17 protein-coding genes are annotated in these 15,673 nt (G+C 64.1%); 7 read left to right on the top strand and 10 right to left on the bottom strand.

Annotation, left to right across the window (positions count from 1 at the left end; translation table 11 throughout):
- Positions 1-12: 12 nt before the first annotated feature.
- The 5 genes from QMA15_RS13280 to QMA15_RS13260 are packed head-to-tail and all read right to left on the bottom strand — an operon-like array spanning position 13 to position 3,248.
- Positions 13-1,251: a hypothetical protein gene (locus QMA15_RS13280; protein ID WP_020969158.1), complete on the bottom strand. Its 1,239-nt coding sequence runs from the start codon at positions 1,249-1,251 to the stop codon at positions 13-15.
- 47 nt (positions 1,252-1,298) lie between these two features.
- Positions 1,299-1,598: a YbaB/EbfC family nucleoid-associated protein gene (locus QMA15_RS13275; protein WP_029255004.1), complete on the bottom strand. Its 300-nt coding sequence runs from the start codon at positions 1,596-1,598 to the stop codon at positions 1,299-1,301.
- A complete protein-coding gene (locus tag QMA15_RS13270) occupies positions 1,595-1,936 on the bottom strand; it encodes a hypothetical protein (RefSeq protein WP_259119136.1) in 342 nt (113 codons plus the stop codon). Before QMA15_RS13270 ends, QMA15_RS13275 begins: the two co-directional genes overlap by 4 nt.
- An 8-nt stretch (positions 1,937-1,944) precedes the next feature.
- The gene (locus QMA15_RS13265) at positions 1,945-2,937 is read right to left on the bottom strand and encodes a C40 family peptidase (RefSeq protein ID WP_290284863.1); all 993 of its coding nucleotides are present in this window, start codon (positions 2,935-2,937) and stop codon (positions 1,945-1,947) included.
- Positions 2,934-3,248, bottom strand: a complete 315-nt coding sequence (locus QMA15_RS13260; protein WP_182262352.1) for a type VII secretion target — start codon at positions 3,246-3,248, stop codon at positions 2,934-2,936. Before QMA15_RS13260 ends, QMA15_RS13265 begins: the two co-directional genes overlap by 4 nt.
- Before the next feature lie 81 nt (positions 3,249-3,329).
- On the opposite strand from QMA15_RS13260, the gene upp reads away from it, so the two are divergent.
- Positions 3,330-3,953 carry a uracil phosphoribosyltransferase gene (upp, locus tag QMA15_RS13255; RefSeq protein WP_007727319.1) on the top strand — a complete coding sequence of 208 codons (624 nt, stop codon included), beginning with the start codon at positions 3,330-3,332 and terminating at the stop codon, positions 3,951-3,953.
- Here the strand turns inward: upp and QMA15_RS13250 are convergent.
- Both QMA15_RS13250 and QMA15_RS13245 read right to left on the bottom strand, forming a co-directional pair.
- On the bottom strand, positions 3,950-5,542 hold the full coding sequence (locus QMA15_RS13250) for a phospho-sugar mutase (protein WP_279163737.1): 1,593 nt from the start codon (positions 5,540-5,542) through the stop codon (positions 3,950-3,952). The genes upp and QMA15_RS13250 overlap by 4 nt on opposite strands.
- Complete coding sequence (locus QMA15_RS13245; RefSeq protein ID WP_020907041.1) at positions 5,539-6,336, bottom strand: purine-nucleoside phosphorylase; 798 nt, start codon at positions 6,334-6,336, stop codon at positions 5,539-5,541. The genes QMA15_RS13250 and QMA15_RS13245 overlap by 4 nt, the downstream gene beginning before the upstream one ends.
- Before the next feature lie 67 nt (positions 6,337-6,403).
- Between QMA15_RS13245 and QMA15_RS13240 the strand changes: the two genes are divergently transcribed.
- From QMA15_RS13240 to QMA15_RS13225, 4 genes are read left to right on the top strand one after another with little or no spacing between them, the layout of a single operon-like run.
- Complete coding sequence (locus tag QMA15_RS13240; protein WP_003940710.1) at positions 6,404-7,102, top strand: enoyl-CoA hydratase-related protein; 699 nt, start codon at positions 6,404-6,406, stop codon at positions 7,100-7,102.
- Positions 7,103-7,114: 12 nt separating this feature from the next.
- Positions 7,115-8,275, top strand: coding sequence for a M20 family metallopeptidase (locus QMA15_RS13235; RefSeq protein ID WP_279163739.1), 1,161 nt, complete (start codon positions 7,115-7,117; stop codon positions 8,273-8,275).
- Positions 8,272-9,420, top strand: a complete 1,149-nt coding sequence (locus tag QMA15_RS13230) for a M20 family metallopeptidase (protein ID WP_003940741.1) — start codon at positions 8,272-8,274, stop codon at positions 9,418-9,420. Before QMA15_RS13235 ends, QMA15_RS13230 begins: the two co-directional genes overlap by 4 nt.
- Positions 9,421-9,475: 55 nt before the next feature.
- Positions 9,476-10,552, top strand: coding sequence for a hypothetical protein (locus tag QMA15_RS13225; protein WP_020907043.1), 1,077 nt, complete (start codon positions 9,476-9,478; stop codon positions 10,550-10,552).
- A gap of 13 nt (positions 10,553-10,565) precedes the next feature.
- On the opposite strand, the gene QMA15_RS13220 is transcribed toward QMA15_RS13225, so the two are convergent.
- On the bottom strand, positions 10,566-11,036 hold the full coding sequence (locus QMA15_RS13220; RefSeq protein WP_003940753.1) for a gamma-glutamylcyclotransferase: 471 nt from the start codon (positions 11,034-11,036) through the stop codon (positions 10,566-10,568).
- Positions 11,037-11,190: 154 nt separating this feature from the next.
- On the opposite strand from QMA15_RS13220, the gene QMA15_RS13215 reads away from it, so the two are divergent.
- Positions 11,191-12,594, top strand: coding sequence for an NAD(P)H-quinone dehydrogenase (locus tag QMA15_RS13215; protein WP_020969166.1), 1,404 nt, complete (start codon positions 11,191-11,193; stop codon positions 12,592-12,594).
- Between the two features lie 180 nt (positions 12,595-12,774).
- Positions 12,775-13,956, top strand: coding sequence for a PLP-dependent aminotransferase family protein (locus tag QMA15_RS13210; protein WP_279163740.1), 1,182 nt, complete (start codon positions 12,775-12,777; stop codon positions 13,954-13,956).
- On the opposite strand, the gene QMA15_RS13205 is transcribed toward QMA15_RS13210, so the two are convergent.
- Complete coding sequence (locus QMA15_RS13205) at positions 13,937-14,722, bottom strand: CoA-transferase (RefSeq protein WP_211917052.1); 786 nt, start codon at positions 14,720-14,722, stop codon at positions 13,937-13,939. The two genes, QMA15_RS13210 and QMA15_RS13205, sit on opposite strands and share 20 nt — an antisense overlap.
- On the bottom strand, positions 14,719-15,633 hold the full coding sequence (locus QMA15_RS13200; protein ID WP_020907046.1) for a CoA-transferase: 915 nt from the start codon (positions 15,631-15,633) through the stop codon (positions 14,719-14,721). Before QMA15_RS13200 ends, QMA15_RS13205 begins: the two co-directional genes overlap by 4 nt.
- Positions 15,634-15,673: the final 40 nt, after the last annotated feature.

Here is a 15,673-nt window from a genome sequence, read left to right as displayed (position 1 = left end):
ACGTGCACCCGACTACTCAGATCGCAGCCGGGCCTCGAACTCACGCTCGAGTTCGCGCCAGGCCTCGGATTCCTTGGTGAACGGCGCACTCGGAGCCATCCGCGACGGATCGGGGTTGAGGAGGTACGAGACGTACCAACCCAGCTCGTTCGACGCGGACAGAGCCTCCTCGGTGGAGTCGTCGTCGGCGAAATCCGCTGCATCGGTGAACAATTCGACGGCAAGTTCCAGTTGCTCGGCGTCGACGACGTCCGGGCCCTGGGCGAGGTCGTCGGCGATGCCGGGCAGAACGTAGACGTTCTCGTCCGTGACCTCGATTTCGAGTGAACCGTCGACGGCAGCATTCTGAATTTCGCCGTACGTGCTGACCTGCGAGAGATCGTGTTCGTGGTTGTCGGCGAGGTAGCGAGCGAGTGCGCGCTCGCTACGGAAGACGGTGATCAGTCCGTCCTTGCCGAGGAAGATCGCCTGATCGCCCATGTAGCAGCGCAGAGTGTAGAACGTCTCGGCTGAGGTGATGATGCGGATCGGGTCGACACCGACCTCGCCCCAGAAGGTCTCGACTTCGTCTTCCTCCTCGTCGAGGTCGTCTTCGTCGAATTCCTCGTCCTCGCCCTCCTCGGCGACATCGTCGGCGTCGACGGTGTTCTCGGCGGCAGCGAGCAGTTCAGCTTCGGCGACCGCGACGGCAGCTGCGTCGACCTTCGGGGAGGTGACCACCTTGTCGATGGCGTCGAGAACGGCGTCCCAGTCCTTGACGATCGCAGCGCCGACCTGGTCCCACAGCTCCAGGCCTTCGCGACCTTCGAAGGTGCCGGCGCCGGTCGCAAGCGCGCCGAGAACCGGATGGCCGCTGAAGAAGCGGATGACCGCGTCCAGTTCGCACACCTCGCCGATGTTGCGAGCCATGTTCAAGGTGTCTTCGAGTTCCGAGACCGCCAGTGCCTCAGGATCACCTGCGGCCAGTTCCGGCACGCCGACGAAGTCGAAGGTGAAGTTCTCTTCCGGTTCGAGCTCGGCTGCCGACAGTCCGGAGACGACGGCCCACGCCGGATGCTCGACCAGGTCGTTGTCGGAGTCCGTTCGGATGAAGGCCGCGAGTTCTGCGACGGAGGAGAACCCGTACAGGTCTTCCTCATGGCCGAGGAACGCTTCCCACTCGTCGTCGCCCTCGCGCCAGCGGGGTGCCCACAAAGTGACGAGGTCTCCGTCGGTGAGTCCGATTTCGATAGGGACGATGTCTCCAGCCATGGGCGGAAGCCTATCCACCGCAGAGCGAAAGGCATAGCGGGGGTTCGTCACGTTTGTTTCAGTGCCACTCGGAGCTCACTGACCAGTCGCTCTCGTTCGTCGTTGGACTGTCGAACTGCCTGGTGAATTGTTGCCACCGTCAATGCGGCCACAGTGCGAGAATTCATCGCGGTGATTGCGTCGGTAATCCGTAGGTCGACCAGAGCGCCCAGCCCGTCGACAGTCGCCGTGACTATCCCACCCTCGCTCGAGACGACTGCCCGCAGAGCGCCGACCCCGTCGACGGCGTCCTGCAAGAGTCCGGTCCGGTGTTTCGCCAGCTCCATGATTCGATCAATCTCGCTCATATCGAACGCATCCAGCTCGACGGAAGGATCTGGCTCTCGGCGGCATCGACATCGGCCAGTTCGTCTCGGGTCGCGAGACCGAGCCGATCGAGGATCGCTGCCGGGACTCCGGTCTCTTCGAGCTCCACACGATGGCGGGCGCCGGCCTCGATCGCTGCTTTCGAGCACAGCGTGAGTATCTGTTGCGCCAACCGCTCCCCGCCGTACCGCAGTTCCTCCTGGCTGATCCGCAGGTCCACGGGAATGGCGTGCTCCGTGGCGCGGACCGCGATGGTTCCAGCGCGGTTGACGGCGACGGCTGTGATGATCGGCGGTGATTCCCGCATGTTCTCGTTCATGTTTCCTGTCATTCTGTCGGACGGTAGAAACCGTGAAAGCCCATGCCGCTGTTCGTGGTTCGGATGGCGCTGACTTCGACTGGGTCGCCGGCTTCGACCATCTGACCGTTGCCGATCACCATCGCGACGTGGCCGTCCCAGACCGCGAGGTCGCCCGGCATCAGATTGTTCTGATCGACCTGGTTCCCGATTCCCTGTTCCTGAGCCAACCTCGGAATATCGACTCCGGCCTGGCCGTACGCCCATTGCGTCAGACCACTGCAGTCCAGACCGACTCCGGGTGTCGTGCCTCCCCAGGCGTACGGGACACCCTGTTGAGTAAGCGCGTTGCGTACGGCAGCAGCGGCCTCGGCGTTCGGTGCGGTGGCAATCGAGCCGTCGGGAAGCTCGACCTCTACTCCACCGACGGAACCAGAACCACCGACGGAACCAGAACCACCGACGGAACCGGAACCGCCCGCCGACTCGGAGACTCCAGGTGCGGGATCGGGTATCGGGACGGACGGGACGAGTGCGGACATCTTGTCGGTCGACCCCGCCAGCTCACCGCGTACCCGCTCGATAACCGATACCGCGCGTCCGAGGTGCTCCAACGCGGCCGACAACAACATCAATTGGCCCGTCGGTGTCATGAGCGTCGGCCCGGCCTTGATCGCGAGTGTCAGAAACGACTGGAGAATCTCACCGAGTTCGGTCATTCCCGCGTACACGGACGTTGTTGCTTCGTCCACGACGCCGGCGATGTCGGTCCCACGATCGGCGAGGTTTCGCGTCGACGTCTGCGTCTGCTCGGTTTTGGTCACCGCAGCGGTGAGTGCCGTGGACGAGCTCTGAGAGGACGCCAGTTCGCTCAGAGCAGCGCTTCCCAATTGGTATGCGATCTCGAGGGCGTCCGTAGCGATTCGGATGCCGACGTCGGGTCCACTTGCGCTGGGGACGCCAGTCCCGACAATGTCGACCAGATCGATGATCGGTCGTGCGAGTGCGTCGACGTCGATCATGAGCGTGCGGCTTCAGCGAGAGTCGTTCGTACCGATTCCTCGGAGTCGAGATAGACGGCGTGAGCGTCGCGGGTGACTGACTGGACGCTGGAGATCACAGCGGACAGTCGATCGATGTCGTCGATGTGCGCTTGCTGTGCTCGGCTCGCGACATCGACGAAGTCGCCGCCGATCAGCCCCAGCACAGCGGACAGAGCCAAGTGATCGCCACCCGCCGCGTCCTGTCGAGCTTGCGCGACGTTGTCGGCAACAGTGCCCAACCGCGTGGCGAACTCCGCGATGCTTTCAGTGTCCAGATCCAGATTTGTCAACTTGTCTTCCCCCCGTTGCGCTTACTCCTTCTTGGACGCCGCGCGGGGTGCTCCGGTTCCCGAGGAACTATTCTGATGGTCATGCAAACGCACGTAGTCGACCATCCGCTCGCGGCGGCCCTCTTGACGACAATGCGTGATGCACGCAGTGAGAACGCAACTTTTCGTTCCGCACTTCGCAGGCTCACGCACATGCTGGTCTACGAGGCCATGCGTGACGCGGAGGTCGAGGAGTTTCCGGTCGACACCCCGGTAGCAGCGACGACGGGCATCCGGCTCGCGAAGCCGCCGTTGTTGGTACCAGTGCTGCGGGCCGGTCTGGGCATGGTCGAACAGGCGAGTGCGCTGATTCCGTCGGCCGGCGTCGGCTTTGTCGGAATGGCCCGAGACGAAGAGACTCATCAGCCGGTTCCGTACCTCGAATCCCTGCCGGCGGATCTGTCCGGGATCCCGGTGTTCGTGCTCGATCCGATGCTCGCCACCGGTGGCTCGATGGTGCACACCATCGACTTGCTGGTTGCGCGTGGCGCGACGGATGTCACGGCAGTGTGCGTCGTGGCCGCTCCGGCCGGCGTCGACGCGCTGGCAGCGTCCGGCCACCCGGTTCGTCTGGTCATCGCGAGCATCGATGACGGACTCGACGAGAACGCTTTCATCGTCCCTGGTCTCGGTGACGCCGGCGATCGGCAGTTCGGACCCCGCTAGAGCGAAAGGGCGAAGGTTCGGAGTTCGGCCAGCCGGGCCTTCGCCTGCTCTAGTGCGTTCGCGAGGTCGTCGCGGTTCGCCACCGGGACGACAACTTCGAGATAACACTTGAGCTTGGGCTCGGTTCCGGACGGCCGAACAACCACGCGGATCGACGGCCCGTCGAATATAACTGCGTCGGTGCGCATACCGCCGCGAACCAGGGACAAGTCCTCGGTCGTGACCGGCTCACCCGCGAGTTGGCCAGGAGGATCGGCGCGTAGTCGTTTCATCATTTCGGCGATGTCGCTCAAATCCTCGACGCGTCGGGATACTTGGTCCCCGCGATGCAGTCCGAATTCGACGGCATAGTCGCCTAGAACGTCCAACAGGGTTCTGTTGCTGCCCGCGAGGGTGGCAGCCAGGTCGGCCACAAGAACGGCAGCTGAGATTCCGTCCTTGTCCCGCACCACATCCGGATCGACGCAGTGCCCGATCGCTTCCTCGTAGGCGTAGACGAGTCCGTCGCCGGCGCGCGTGAGCCACTTGAATCCGGTGAGTGTCTGCGCAAACCTGGCTCCGCGAGCTTTCGCCAACTTCGAGAGCAGAGTCGAGGAGACGATCGTCGTCGCCACCAACGAATCTTCGGGCGCCGTGTGCAGTACGTGGTCGGCCAGGAGCACCCCGGTTTCGTCGCCGCGCAACATGCGCCACTGATCACCGTCGCGAACTCCGACGGCGCAGCGGTCGGCATCCGGGTCGAGTGCGATCGCCAGATCCGCGTCGACACTTCGGGCAAGGGCGAGCAGGCGGTCTGCGGCGCCAGGCTCTTCGGGATTGGGGAACTCGACGGTCGGAAACGTGGGGTCGGGATCGAACTGCTCCGCCACGACGTGCACGTCCTCGAATCCTGCTGCTCGCAGAGCCGCGGTCGCAGTCTCCCCGCCGACGCCGTGCATTGCCGTGAGCGCAATCCGGATCGAGCGGGCGTCGCCGTGCGGGAGGGTCGCGATGCGGGCGATGTACTCCGCGACCAGAGAATCGTCGGCCGGAATCACCGATGCTCGCGCGACGTCGGCGGCACTACCGATGCGGGCGATCTCGCTCTCGATTTCACGATCGGCGGGGGAGACGAGTTGCGCTCCGCCCGAGAGATACACCTTGTAACCGTTGTCGGCGGCAGGATTGTGGGAGGCGGTGATCTGGATACCTGCCGCTGCCCCGAGCCTGCGCACCGCGAACGCCACCAGCGGTGTCGGCAGTGGGCGGGGGAGCAGGGTCACCTCGAACCCGGCCGCTGCCATGACCTCGGCGGCGGCGAGAGCAAATGCCTCTGAACCGAGCCGGGCGTCGCGGCCGACCACAACGCGGGACCCGCCCTGGCAGCGAGCTGTCAGCCAGGCCGCCAGACCGGCCGTGGTCCGGATGACGACCGCGAGGTTCATGCCGTTGGGTCCGCCGCGCACCGGCCCGCGAAGCCCAGCAGTGCCGAACGTCAGTGGTGCGGAAAAGCGTTCGGCCAGTTCATGTTCGGAAAGGGCGGCTAATTCTGTGCGGGTAACTGGGTCCGGATCGGCGTCGATCCACTCGGTGACGTTCAGTGGTGTCACAGCTGCTCGACCAGTTGACGCAGCAGCACTCCCATCCGGGCGGCCGATGCTTTGCCTGCCGCCAGCACTTCCTGATGGTCGAGCGGGGCGCCCGTGATTCCGGCGGCCAGATTGGTGACCATGGAGATGCCGAGAACGCGGGCGCCGAGCGCGCGGGCCGCGATGGTCTCGTGAACCGTCGACATGCCGACCAGATCGGCGCCGAGTGTACGAAGCATTCGAATCTCGGCCGGAGTCTCGTAGTGCGGACCGGGAAGCCCGGCGTAAACACCCTCGGCAAGGTCCGGGTCGATCGAGCGAGCCAGCGCGCGCAGTTCCGGCGAATAGGCGTCGACCAGGTCGACGAACTCTGCGCCGACGAGGGGAGAGCGGGCCGTCAGGTTCAGGTGGTCACTGATCAGCACCGGTTGACCGACTGTGTAGTTTTCGCGAATACCGCCGGCCGCATTGGTGAGGATGACCGTGTCGGCGCCGGCAGCAATGGCTGTCCGGACCGGGTGGACGACGGTACCGAGATCGTGGCCCTCGTATGCGTGCGCGCGCCCGAGCAGCAGCAGAACTTCGGTGTTTCCGACGCGCACCGAACGAATGGTGCCCGCATGGCCGAGAGCGGACGGTGGGGCGAAGCCAGGAAGATCCGCCATCGAGACTTCGGCTGTCACGTCCGCACCGGCGTCGCCGAACACGTCTGCGGCATCGGTCCACCCCGACCCGAGCACGATGGCGACTGACGGTGACGAAGAGCCAGTCATGGCGGACAGAGCAGCGGCGGCGGCCTCGGCGATCGTTCCCATGTGAGCAACCCTACTGAGGAGTCGGGTCGGTTCGCCGGGTGAGTTGGCGGGCGTTACTCTCCCATCCATGCCTTATCTCGAACGCGACGGCGACGTATTCATCCTGTACCTCGGCAACGAGGGCGAAACGGACAACGAGAACCGCTTCGGCCCTGAGTGGATCGACGCTGTTCACAGCAAGTTGGACGAAGTCGAAGCGCACGAGGGACCCGCAGCCCTGGTGACGACGGCGACGGGCAAGTTCTACACGAACGGCCTGGACACGACGTGGATCTTCGGCAATCTCGACGGTCTGCCCGGCTACCTGGACAAGGTCCACACCATCTACAGCCGTTTGTTGACCTTCCCGATGGCCACGGTCGCGGCGGTGCAGGGGCACGCGTTCGGCGCCGGCGCCATGCTCGCGTCCTCGCACGACTTCCAGATCATGCGCGCGGACCGCGGCTTCTACTGCCTCCCCGAGGTCGGACTGAACATGCCGTTCACTGTCGGCATGTCAGCACTGTTGAACAGTCGTCTGCCCAAGCAGACGGCAGTCGACGCGATGACGACGGGGCGTCGATTCGGCGGCGCCGACGCGCTTGCTGCCGGCATCGTGCAGGAAACGGTCGACGGCGACGGAGTACTCGCCGCAGCAGTGGCCAAGGCATCGGCACTGACGTCGACTCACGGCAAGAACTTGGCGGGAATCAAGGCAGGCATCCACCGCGATGCGCTTGCGGACCTCGCTCAGGTGACTGACAAGAGCAACTTCTCCTTCGGGTGAGACAATGATCGCGTGAACCAGAATGTCGACAGCGCAGTCAGGTCCGTAGAGGCTGATCTGATTGCGCTGTCGCATTCGATTCACAGCGATCCGGAACTTGCCTTCGAGGAGTTCCGCAGCGCTGCCAAAGTGTCGGACCTGCTGGCGCAGCACGGTTTCGCGGTCACTCACGGGATCGTCGATCTGCCGACGGCCTTCGATGCCACCTACGGCAGTGGAGAGTTGGTCATCGCGATCTGCGCCGAGTACGACGCGCTGCCCGAGATCGGTCATGCCTGTGGGCACAACATCATTGCCGCCGCCGCGGTCGGGGCCGGCATCGCGTTGGCTACCGTGGCCGATGAACTGGGGATCACAGTCCGAGTGATCGGTACTCCCGCGGAGGAAACCGGTGGCGGCAAAGTTCTGATGCTCGAGCGTGGTGCATTCGACGGCGTCGGCGCGGCCATGATGGTTCATCCAGGACCGATCGACATCATCGGTGCCACCTCGCTGGCCCTGGCGGACATCGCCGTCAGCTATCACGGTCGCGAAGCGCACGCCTCTGCTGCGCCGGAATTCGGTCGTAATGCCGCCGATGCCGCGACGCTCGCGCAGGTGGCGGTCGGACTGTTGCGCCAGCACCTCCAGCCAGGGCAACAGATTCACGGAATCGTCAGAGATGGCGGCACGGCTCCCAACATCGTTCCGGCTCGGTCCGAACTGCTGTACTACCTGCGTGCCGAGACGGCCGCGTCGTTGGCCAATCTGTCCGAGCGTGCCGACGCCTGCTTCGCCTCGGGCGCACTCGGCACCGGATGCACCCACGAAATCCGCACGGTATCGCCCACTTACACCGAGTTGACCCCCGATCCGTGGCTGGCGGCGGCGTACCGTGAACAGATCGTCGACCTCGGGCGGGTGCCACTGGCAGCGGAATGGGAGCGCTCCCGTCCACTGGGTAGTACGGATATGGGTAATGTGACCAATGTGATTCCGGGAATTCACCCGGTCATAGGCTTGGATTCATCGGGGGCAGTGACACATCAGCCGGAGTTCGCGGCCGCGTGTATCACCACCTCCGCAGATCGAGCGGTAGTCGACGGTGCAATTGCGTTGGCCCGCACTGCTCTCCGGGTAGCGTCCGATCCAGAACAACGCGCCCGTCTGTTGGAAGGGGTAGATCGCCGGTGAACGCGGCAATCGACACGTGGATTCACGCGCACACCGACGACCTCGTCGCGTGGCGTCGACACATCCATGCCAACCCGGAGTTGGCTCGCCGCGAATACGCGACCACCGAATTCGTCGCGACCCGCCTCACCGCCGCTGGGCTGTCGCCGAAGATCCTTCCCGGTGGCACCGGGCTCACGTGCGACATCGGACCTGAGGGGCCGCGAATCGCACTTCGCGCCGACATGGACGCTTTGCCGATGCAGGAGGCGACCGGGGCGACGTACTCGTCCACGGTCCCCGGTGTGTCTCATGCATGCGGGCACGACGCCCACACCACCATCCTGCTCGGCGCCGGATTGGCTCTGGCCACGCTGCCCGAACTTCCCGTCGGGGTTCGGCTGATCTTCCAGCCCGCCGAGGAAGTCATGCCTGGTGGTGCACTCGACGTCATCGCTGCCGGCGCGCTCGACGGCGTGTCCAGAATCTTTGCTCTGCACTGCGATCCGCGACTCGAGGCAGGCCAGGTCGGAATGCGTCTGGGCGCGATCACCTCTGCTGCAGACACGATCGAGGTCGTTCTCGACTCTCCGGGTGGGCACACGTCGAGGCCGCACCTGACCACGGACCTCATCTACGCACTCGGCACAGTCGTGACCGGGCTGCCGGGAATGCTCAGCCGTCGTATCGATCCGCGTACCGGCACCGTGATGGTGTGGGGTGCGGTCAGTGCAGGTCAGGCGCCCAACGCGATTCCGCAGACCGGCATGATGACGGGCACGGTACGTACCGGCGATCACGACACGTGGGAGTTGCTCGAACCGCTCGTGGAAGAAATCGTCCACGGACTCCTCGCGCCCACCGGAGTTCGCTACCAACTCAACTATCGTCGTGGAGTGCCACCGGTCGTCAACGATGAGGTGTCCACTCGGATGTTCGAGGACGCCATCGCGACCGTCGGACAAGATGCTTTGGCGGACACCCCGCAATCCGGTGGTGGCGAAGACTTTTCGTGGTACCTCGAAACCGTGCCGGGTGCCATGGCGCGGCTCGGCGTGTGGTCGGGTGAAGGCGATCAGCTCGACATCCACCAACCCACTTTCGATCTCGACGAGCGTGCACTCGGCGTCGGTGTGAAGGTTCTGACGAGCCTGGTTCTGGGATAGTTCCGGTTCCCGTCGGGGGTACCGTTTTTCGTGTCGTTCGAGTGAAGGTACGGGCATGTCCATAGGTGTGGGAGTGCGAATCGGCACATTGGTGTCGACGGCTGTAGTTGCGTCCAACGATCCGGGTTCGGCCGATCCGGTGGTGTTGGTCAGGGACACGATTCTCAATCAACGCAAGGACGGAACGACCGTGCTCGGCGGTACCGAGCAATTGGGTGCCGGCCGTGAATTCTCGGAATCATGGTCAGGTTTTGTCGGCCGTGTGGGGGACCCGAGTGGCGTCTCCGGAACGGCCGATACCCGTTACCGCGCCGAGGATTTGGTGGCGACGTCGATTCGCTGCCTATTGCAGGAATGCGAGCCGCTGCCCGATCGTGGTGGTCGAAGTGGGGGAGCGCCCGACATCGTCGCGACCTACCCGTCGCGCTGGGACTCGTCCACAGCGGCCCTCATGCAGGATTCACTGGTCTATGCAGGCCTCGAGCGGGTCACTCTCGTCTCGGACGCCGAGGCGGTCTCGGCGTGGTTCGAGTCGGAAATCGCGGCACTCGCCGGCACGCTCATCGGCATCTATCACGTCGACGACACCGGGGCAGCGGTCACGCTGGTGCGTTCGGGCGTCGCCGCCGGCCGCGCATTCGGCTTCGCCGGCGACGGGAGTTCACCGAGTTCACGCCTCGCGACGGCACTAGGTGCGTTCGGTTGGATGCCGGAGAACCTGGACGCCGTAGTCGTCACCGGTGACGGAGAACCGGCGACAGACAAAGCAGCCATGATGTCCATAGCGGCCGGAATCGCCGAAAAGCTCGGTGTCAGATGTGAACTCGGGCCCGGACCGGAGCAGTCGGCCGCGCTGGGGGCCGCAATTCTGGCTGCCGGTTTCACCTCGACGTCGCACACGATCGTTCCGATCGGTTTGCCGCCTTCACACGACGTGACGGAGGTGTTCGACACTCTCGGACGTGAGAAGGTGGCGGCTGAAACTGCAACCGGGGTGGCAACAGTCGAGCCGGAAACTGCAGTTGCCGCAGGCGAATCGGAGTCACGCGGTTCCAAGCGTGTGCTCATCGGCCTGACGATTGTGGTGGTACTCGCAGCACTTGCAGTGCTCGCGTATTTCCTGCTGCTTTGAGCAGGACAGCTATCTAATCGGTAACACCGTTACCCGGACCCACGTTGCGGCTGTTTCTCGTCCGCAACTCTCGCACGTACTCGGCCGGCGCTCCGGCAATCTCGGCGGCGTCGGCCATCACGCCGATGTAGCGGGCCGACGGCAGCCCGCCTTCGTACGCATCCATGACGTAGAGCCAAGCGAGCACCGCATCGCCTGCGGTGTCGACCCGCACGCGGATCTTGCGGTGCAGACCGAGTTCGGCACCTTCCCAGCGGTCCAGACTCACTTCGTCCTCTTCCGGGACGTCGTAGAGGACCACGAAAACACTGGAATCGGGGTCTTCGACCACGGTGGCGAGAGCCCCCTCCCAGCCGAGGTCCTCGCCGCTGAAGGTCAGGCGCCAGCCTCGCAGCCACCCTGTCCCGGACATGGGCGAGTGTGGGCAGCGCAACAACATCTGCTCGGGATGCATGTTGGAACCGTAGGCGGCATAAATCGACACGGGCGCAAGCCTAAACCGTGGTCCGAGGGTGTGGCGAAGCGGACCACCGGACGCAAGTAATCTGGTACAAGCACTGCGCGACACGTGGTGCTCGAATAGCGTGACACTGGTCGACGGGAGACCCCTGCCGGCCACGCGAGGACTTGGAGGACACATGACCCGGATCGTGATCATCGGTGGCGGACCCGCCGGCTACGAGGCGGCACTGGTAGCCGCGCAGCACGGGGCCACGGTCACCCTGGTCGATTCGGACGGCGTCGGCGGCGCGTGTGTGCTGTTCGACTGTGTCCCGTCGAAGACGTTCATCGCGTCCACCGGAATCCGCACCGACATGCGTCGTGCATCCGACCTCGGCATCACTCTGGATCCGGAGCAGGCTTCGGTGTCACTGCCGAAGATCCACTCCCGAGTCAAGAGTCTCGCGTTGTCCCAGTCCTCGGACATTCGCGCACGGTTGCAGACGGTCGGCGTCGAGGTTCTCTCCGGCACCGCCGAACTGACCGATCCGCTCCTCGGTATGGCAGCACACCAGGTTCGCGCGACGCTCGGAAGCGGCGAGCAGAAGACCATCGACGCAGACGTCGTGTTGATCGCCACCGGCGCCAGCCCCCGCATCATCCCGGGAGCCGAGCCCGACGGTGAGCGAATCATGACGTGGCGTCAGCTCTACGACTTGGACGAGCTGCCCGAGCACCTGGTCGTGGTCGGTTCCGGTGTCACCGGTGCCGAGTTCGTCTCCGCCTACACCGAGATGGGCGTCAAGGTCACACTCGTGTCCAGTCGTGACCGTGTTCTGCCCGGCGAGGATGCCGATGCGGCGCTCGTGCTCGAGGACGCCCTCGCCGAGCGCGGTGTCACCCTCGTCAAGCACGCCCGCGCAGACGCCGTCGAGCGCACCGAGAAGGGCATCATCGTCAAGCTCTCCGACGGCCGCACGGTCGAAGGAAGCCACGCTCTGATGACCGTCGGTTCCGTCCCCAACACCAACGGTCTCGGCCTGGAGCGCGTCGGCATCGAGTTGGACAAGGGTGGATACCTGCGTGTCGACCGGGTCTCGCGCACCACGGTTTCCGGTATCTACGCCGCCGGTGACTGCACCGGACTGCTCCCGCTCGCGTCGGTGGCTGCGATGCAGGGACGTATCGCGATGTACCACGCACTCGGTGAAGGCGTCAGCCCGATCAAGTTGAAGACCGTCGCATCGGCCGTCTTCACGCGCCCCGAAATTGCAACGGTGGGTGTTTCGCAGGCCGCGATCGACAACGGAGAGGTGCCTGCTCGCACCGTCATGTTGCCGCTCAACACCAACCCGCGCGCCAAGATGTCCGGTTTGCGCCGCGGCTTCGTGAAAATCTTCTGCCGCCCGGCTACCGGCGTGGTCATCGGCGGTGTTGTGGTCGCGCCCACCGCTTCGGAACTCATCCTGCCGATTGCGATCGCCGTGCAGAACAACCTGACGGTCAACGACCTGGCTCAGACGTTCTCGGTGTACCCGTCGCTGACCGGATCGATCACCGAGGCAGCTCGTCAGCTCATGCGTCACGACGACCTGGACTGAGAACGGACCAGAGTCTTCTTACAATGTGAGAAGTCTGTTTCACATACTGAAGTATTGGTGAGATAGTCGAGATACCGACCGAATCAAGGGTCGGTATCTCGGCGCTCTCCCGCCCCGTTGACCCAGGACGGCTCAGGGTGTTTTCCTCTGACCTTCATTCTGCGTGCCTGGGAGCTTCACATGACACACGCCGCGCTGTCCGCTCGTATGGACGGACTCCGTAGTTCTGCAATTCGCGATCTGCTCACCTTGACTGCCCGACCCGACGTCATCAGCTTGGCCGGCGGACTACCCGATCCTGATTTCATTCCGCGGGAACGAATCTCGAAGGCAGCCCACGACGCACTCGGTGACCCCTCGTCCGTTCAATACGGCGAGACGTCAGGCCTGCGGCGCCTCCGTGAGGTGATCGCCGAGCGCGAATCCTCCAAGATCGGGCGGGCACTCGACGTGTCCGAAGTTGTGATCACACACGGTTCTCAGCAAGGTTTGAGCCTGCTCGCGCAGGTCCTCCTCGACGCCGGTGACGTTGTGGTCGTGGAGGAACCGGCATATACCGGTGCGCTGCAGGTCTTTCGGACGGCGCAGGCTCGTCTCGTTCCCGTCCAGTTGGACGAGGACGGAATGGACACCGACGCGCTCGAGACGAAACTCGCCGCCGGTCTTCGGCCCAAAGTCGTGCACACCGTGAGCAATTTCCACAACCCGCGGGGCGCGGTGCTTTCGGCGCAGCGGCGAGCGCACTTGGCGGCACTGGCGGACCGATACGGGTTCTGGGTTCTCGAGGACGACCCGTACGGCGAACTGTACTTCGGCGAGAAACCGCCCGCACCGCTGGCGGCGTTGTCGGACAGGGTGATTCGGCTGTCCAGTGCTTCCAAAGTGTTGGCACCGGCGCTGCGCGTCGGGTGGCTGCACGGCGACCGAAAGGTCTGCGAGGCGGTCGAACTGATCAAGCAAGGCGCTGACCTGTGCGGGTCTTCGCTCACCCAGCAGATCGCCGCAGACCTCTTCTCCGACGTCGAATGGTTGGAAACGCACCTCGACAAGCTCCGGGAGGGTTACGGCGCCAGAGCGAAGGCGTTGGTCACGGCCGCCGAGACGGAATTGAGTGGGCGTGCACGCTTTTCCGAGGTCCGCGGCGGGATGTTCTGTTGGATGGATTTCGTCGACGACGTCGACACCACCGAACTCCTGGGTGCCGCGCTCGAGCACGGCGTGGCATTTGTCCCAGGTTCGGCCTTCGCGGTCGAAGCTGACCTCGGTCGAAGCGCTCGACTGTGTTTCGCGACGTATCCCGAAGCCGTGCTGGTCGATGCCGTCGGCAGGCTCCGGAAGAGTGTTACCGCAGGTACAGCCTGACCTTGTCGATAGTGTTGCGGAGCAGATCGATCTCCGTGCTCGATGGTGGGGTGGTGATGGTGACGTGCTCGGCGACGGCGAGGTCCCATCCCGTCGACTCTCGGACTTGATCGACCGAGATTCCCTCGTGGACGCTGGTCAACTCCAATTCGCCGCCGGGGCCCTGGTGTGTCAGGACGCCGAGGTTGGTGAATACCTTGGTCACTCCTGCACCTGCCGGCATGATGCCCTTACCGCTGGCGTGGGCGCGGGCGGGGCTGGGTGAGGTGCAGAAGTCGAGCTCGGCCGGAAAGGAACTGAGATCGTGGCGACGCATCACGACGAAGATCTCGGCGGCGTTCGCGATGATCTCGACGGCCCCGCCCGCTCCGGGCAGTCTGACCGTCGGGTTCTTCCAGTCACCGATGAAACTTGTGTTCAGACTGCCCGTTCGATCGATTTGAGCGGCCCCGAGAAATCCGACGTCGACGTTGCCACCTTGCAGGACGTAACCGAAGAGCGCGGCCATGCTCAGCACGGATTCGGCACCGGAGACAACCACGGAGTCCGCGATACCCTCGGCCATTGCCGACGGATGTGCACCGCACACTCCGGATTCGTAGATCAGCTCGACGTCCGGATTCGACGTGTGCCGCGCGAGATCGACTGCGAGCGTGGGTAGCCCAACTCCGGCGAAGACCCGGCGCTTACCCGCCAATTCGCGTGCCGCGACGGCGACGATCGTTTCGGTGGAGGTGGTGTTACCGGTGTCGATCGTGGTGGTCATAGTCTGCTCCCGTAGTCGACTGGTGTGGAGAGTTTTGGTCCGACCTCGAGATCCGACCAGTAGTCGGCTCCGAGTTTGGCGAGATACTCGCCGTGACTGTCGAGTGCGTACACCCATTCGTCGAGCCAATTTCTCAGCCGTGAAGGGTCTTTGGAGATTTCGGTCCAGCGTCGGTAGAAGCCGCAATCGCGGTCGTAGTATCCCTGCGCGTACGACGGGTGTGCGCCGCGCGGGCAGACGACAACCGCGTCGACTGCATGCGAGGGAATCAGAGTTCGGCTCGGGTCTGACCTGATGACCTCGTCGTCGACCAGTTCTTCGACAACGACGATTGCCTTCTTCGCGGCGTACACGGCCTCTTGCTGCACCCCGGCGATGCCCCAGATCTGCGCGTTCCCGGACGTGTCCGCTCGCTGTGCGCCGATGATCGTGACATCCGGATTCAATGGCGGCACAACGTAGACGCTCCCGCCGCCGTACGGGTCCTCGACGAGTCTCAGTTGTGGGTTGAGTGCGGGTAGATCACTACCGGCGTACGACCGTAGCGGGAAGAAGGGAAGCCTGGCGGCTCCCGCCTGATACCGGCACACCATGCCGTAATGGCTGTATTCCTCGACTTCGAGGGGGAGCGGGTCCTGGTTCTCGATGCGTCTGCGTAACTCGTACAGAGAACCTGCGGAGCCGCTGGCGAAGAACGAAGCGACCAGCTTTCGGACGCAGCCGGCGGCGACGAGTTGGTCGGAAACGATGTCCGGCGTCATCCGGCACAGCGTGAGGTCCTTCCTGCCCTGCCGGATGATCTCGTGTGCCGCGGCAAATGGAATGAGATGCGAAAAGCCCTCCAACGCAACAGTCATTCCGTCGCCGACGTATCGACCGATGGCCTCTTTCATCGAGAGCGTCTTGTCCACGTGTGTACCTCTTCTTACGTTCTCGCGCACTTGGTCGGTT

Origin of the sequence: Rhodococcus sp. APC 3903, from assembly GCF_030407755.1 — a bacterium.
GTDB lineage: Bacteria > Actinomycetota > Actinomycetes > Mycobacteriales > Mycobacteriaceae > Rhodococcus_F > Rhodococcus_F erythropolis.
Note: the sequence above shows the minus strand (reverse complement) of the source record. Positions and strands in the feature narration are given on the sequence as shown.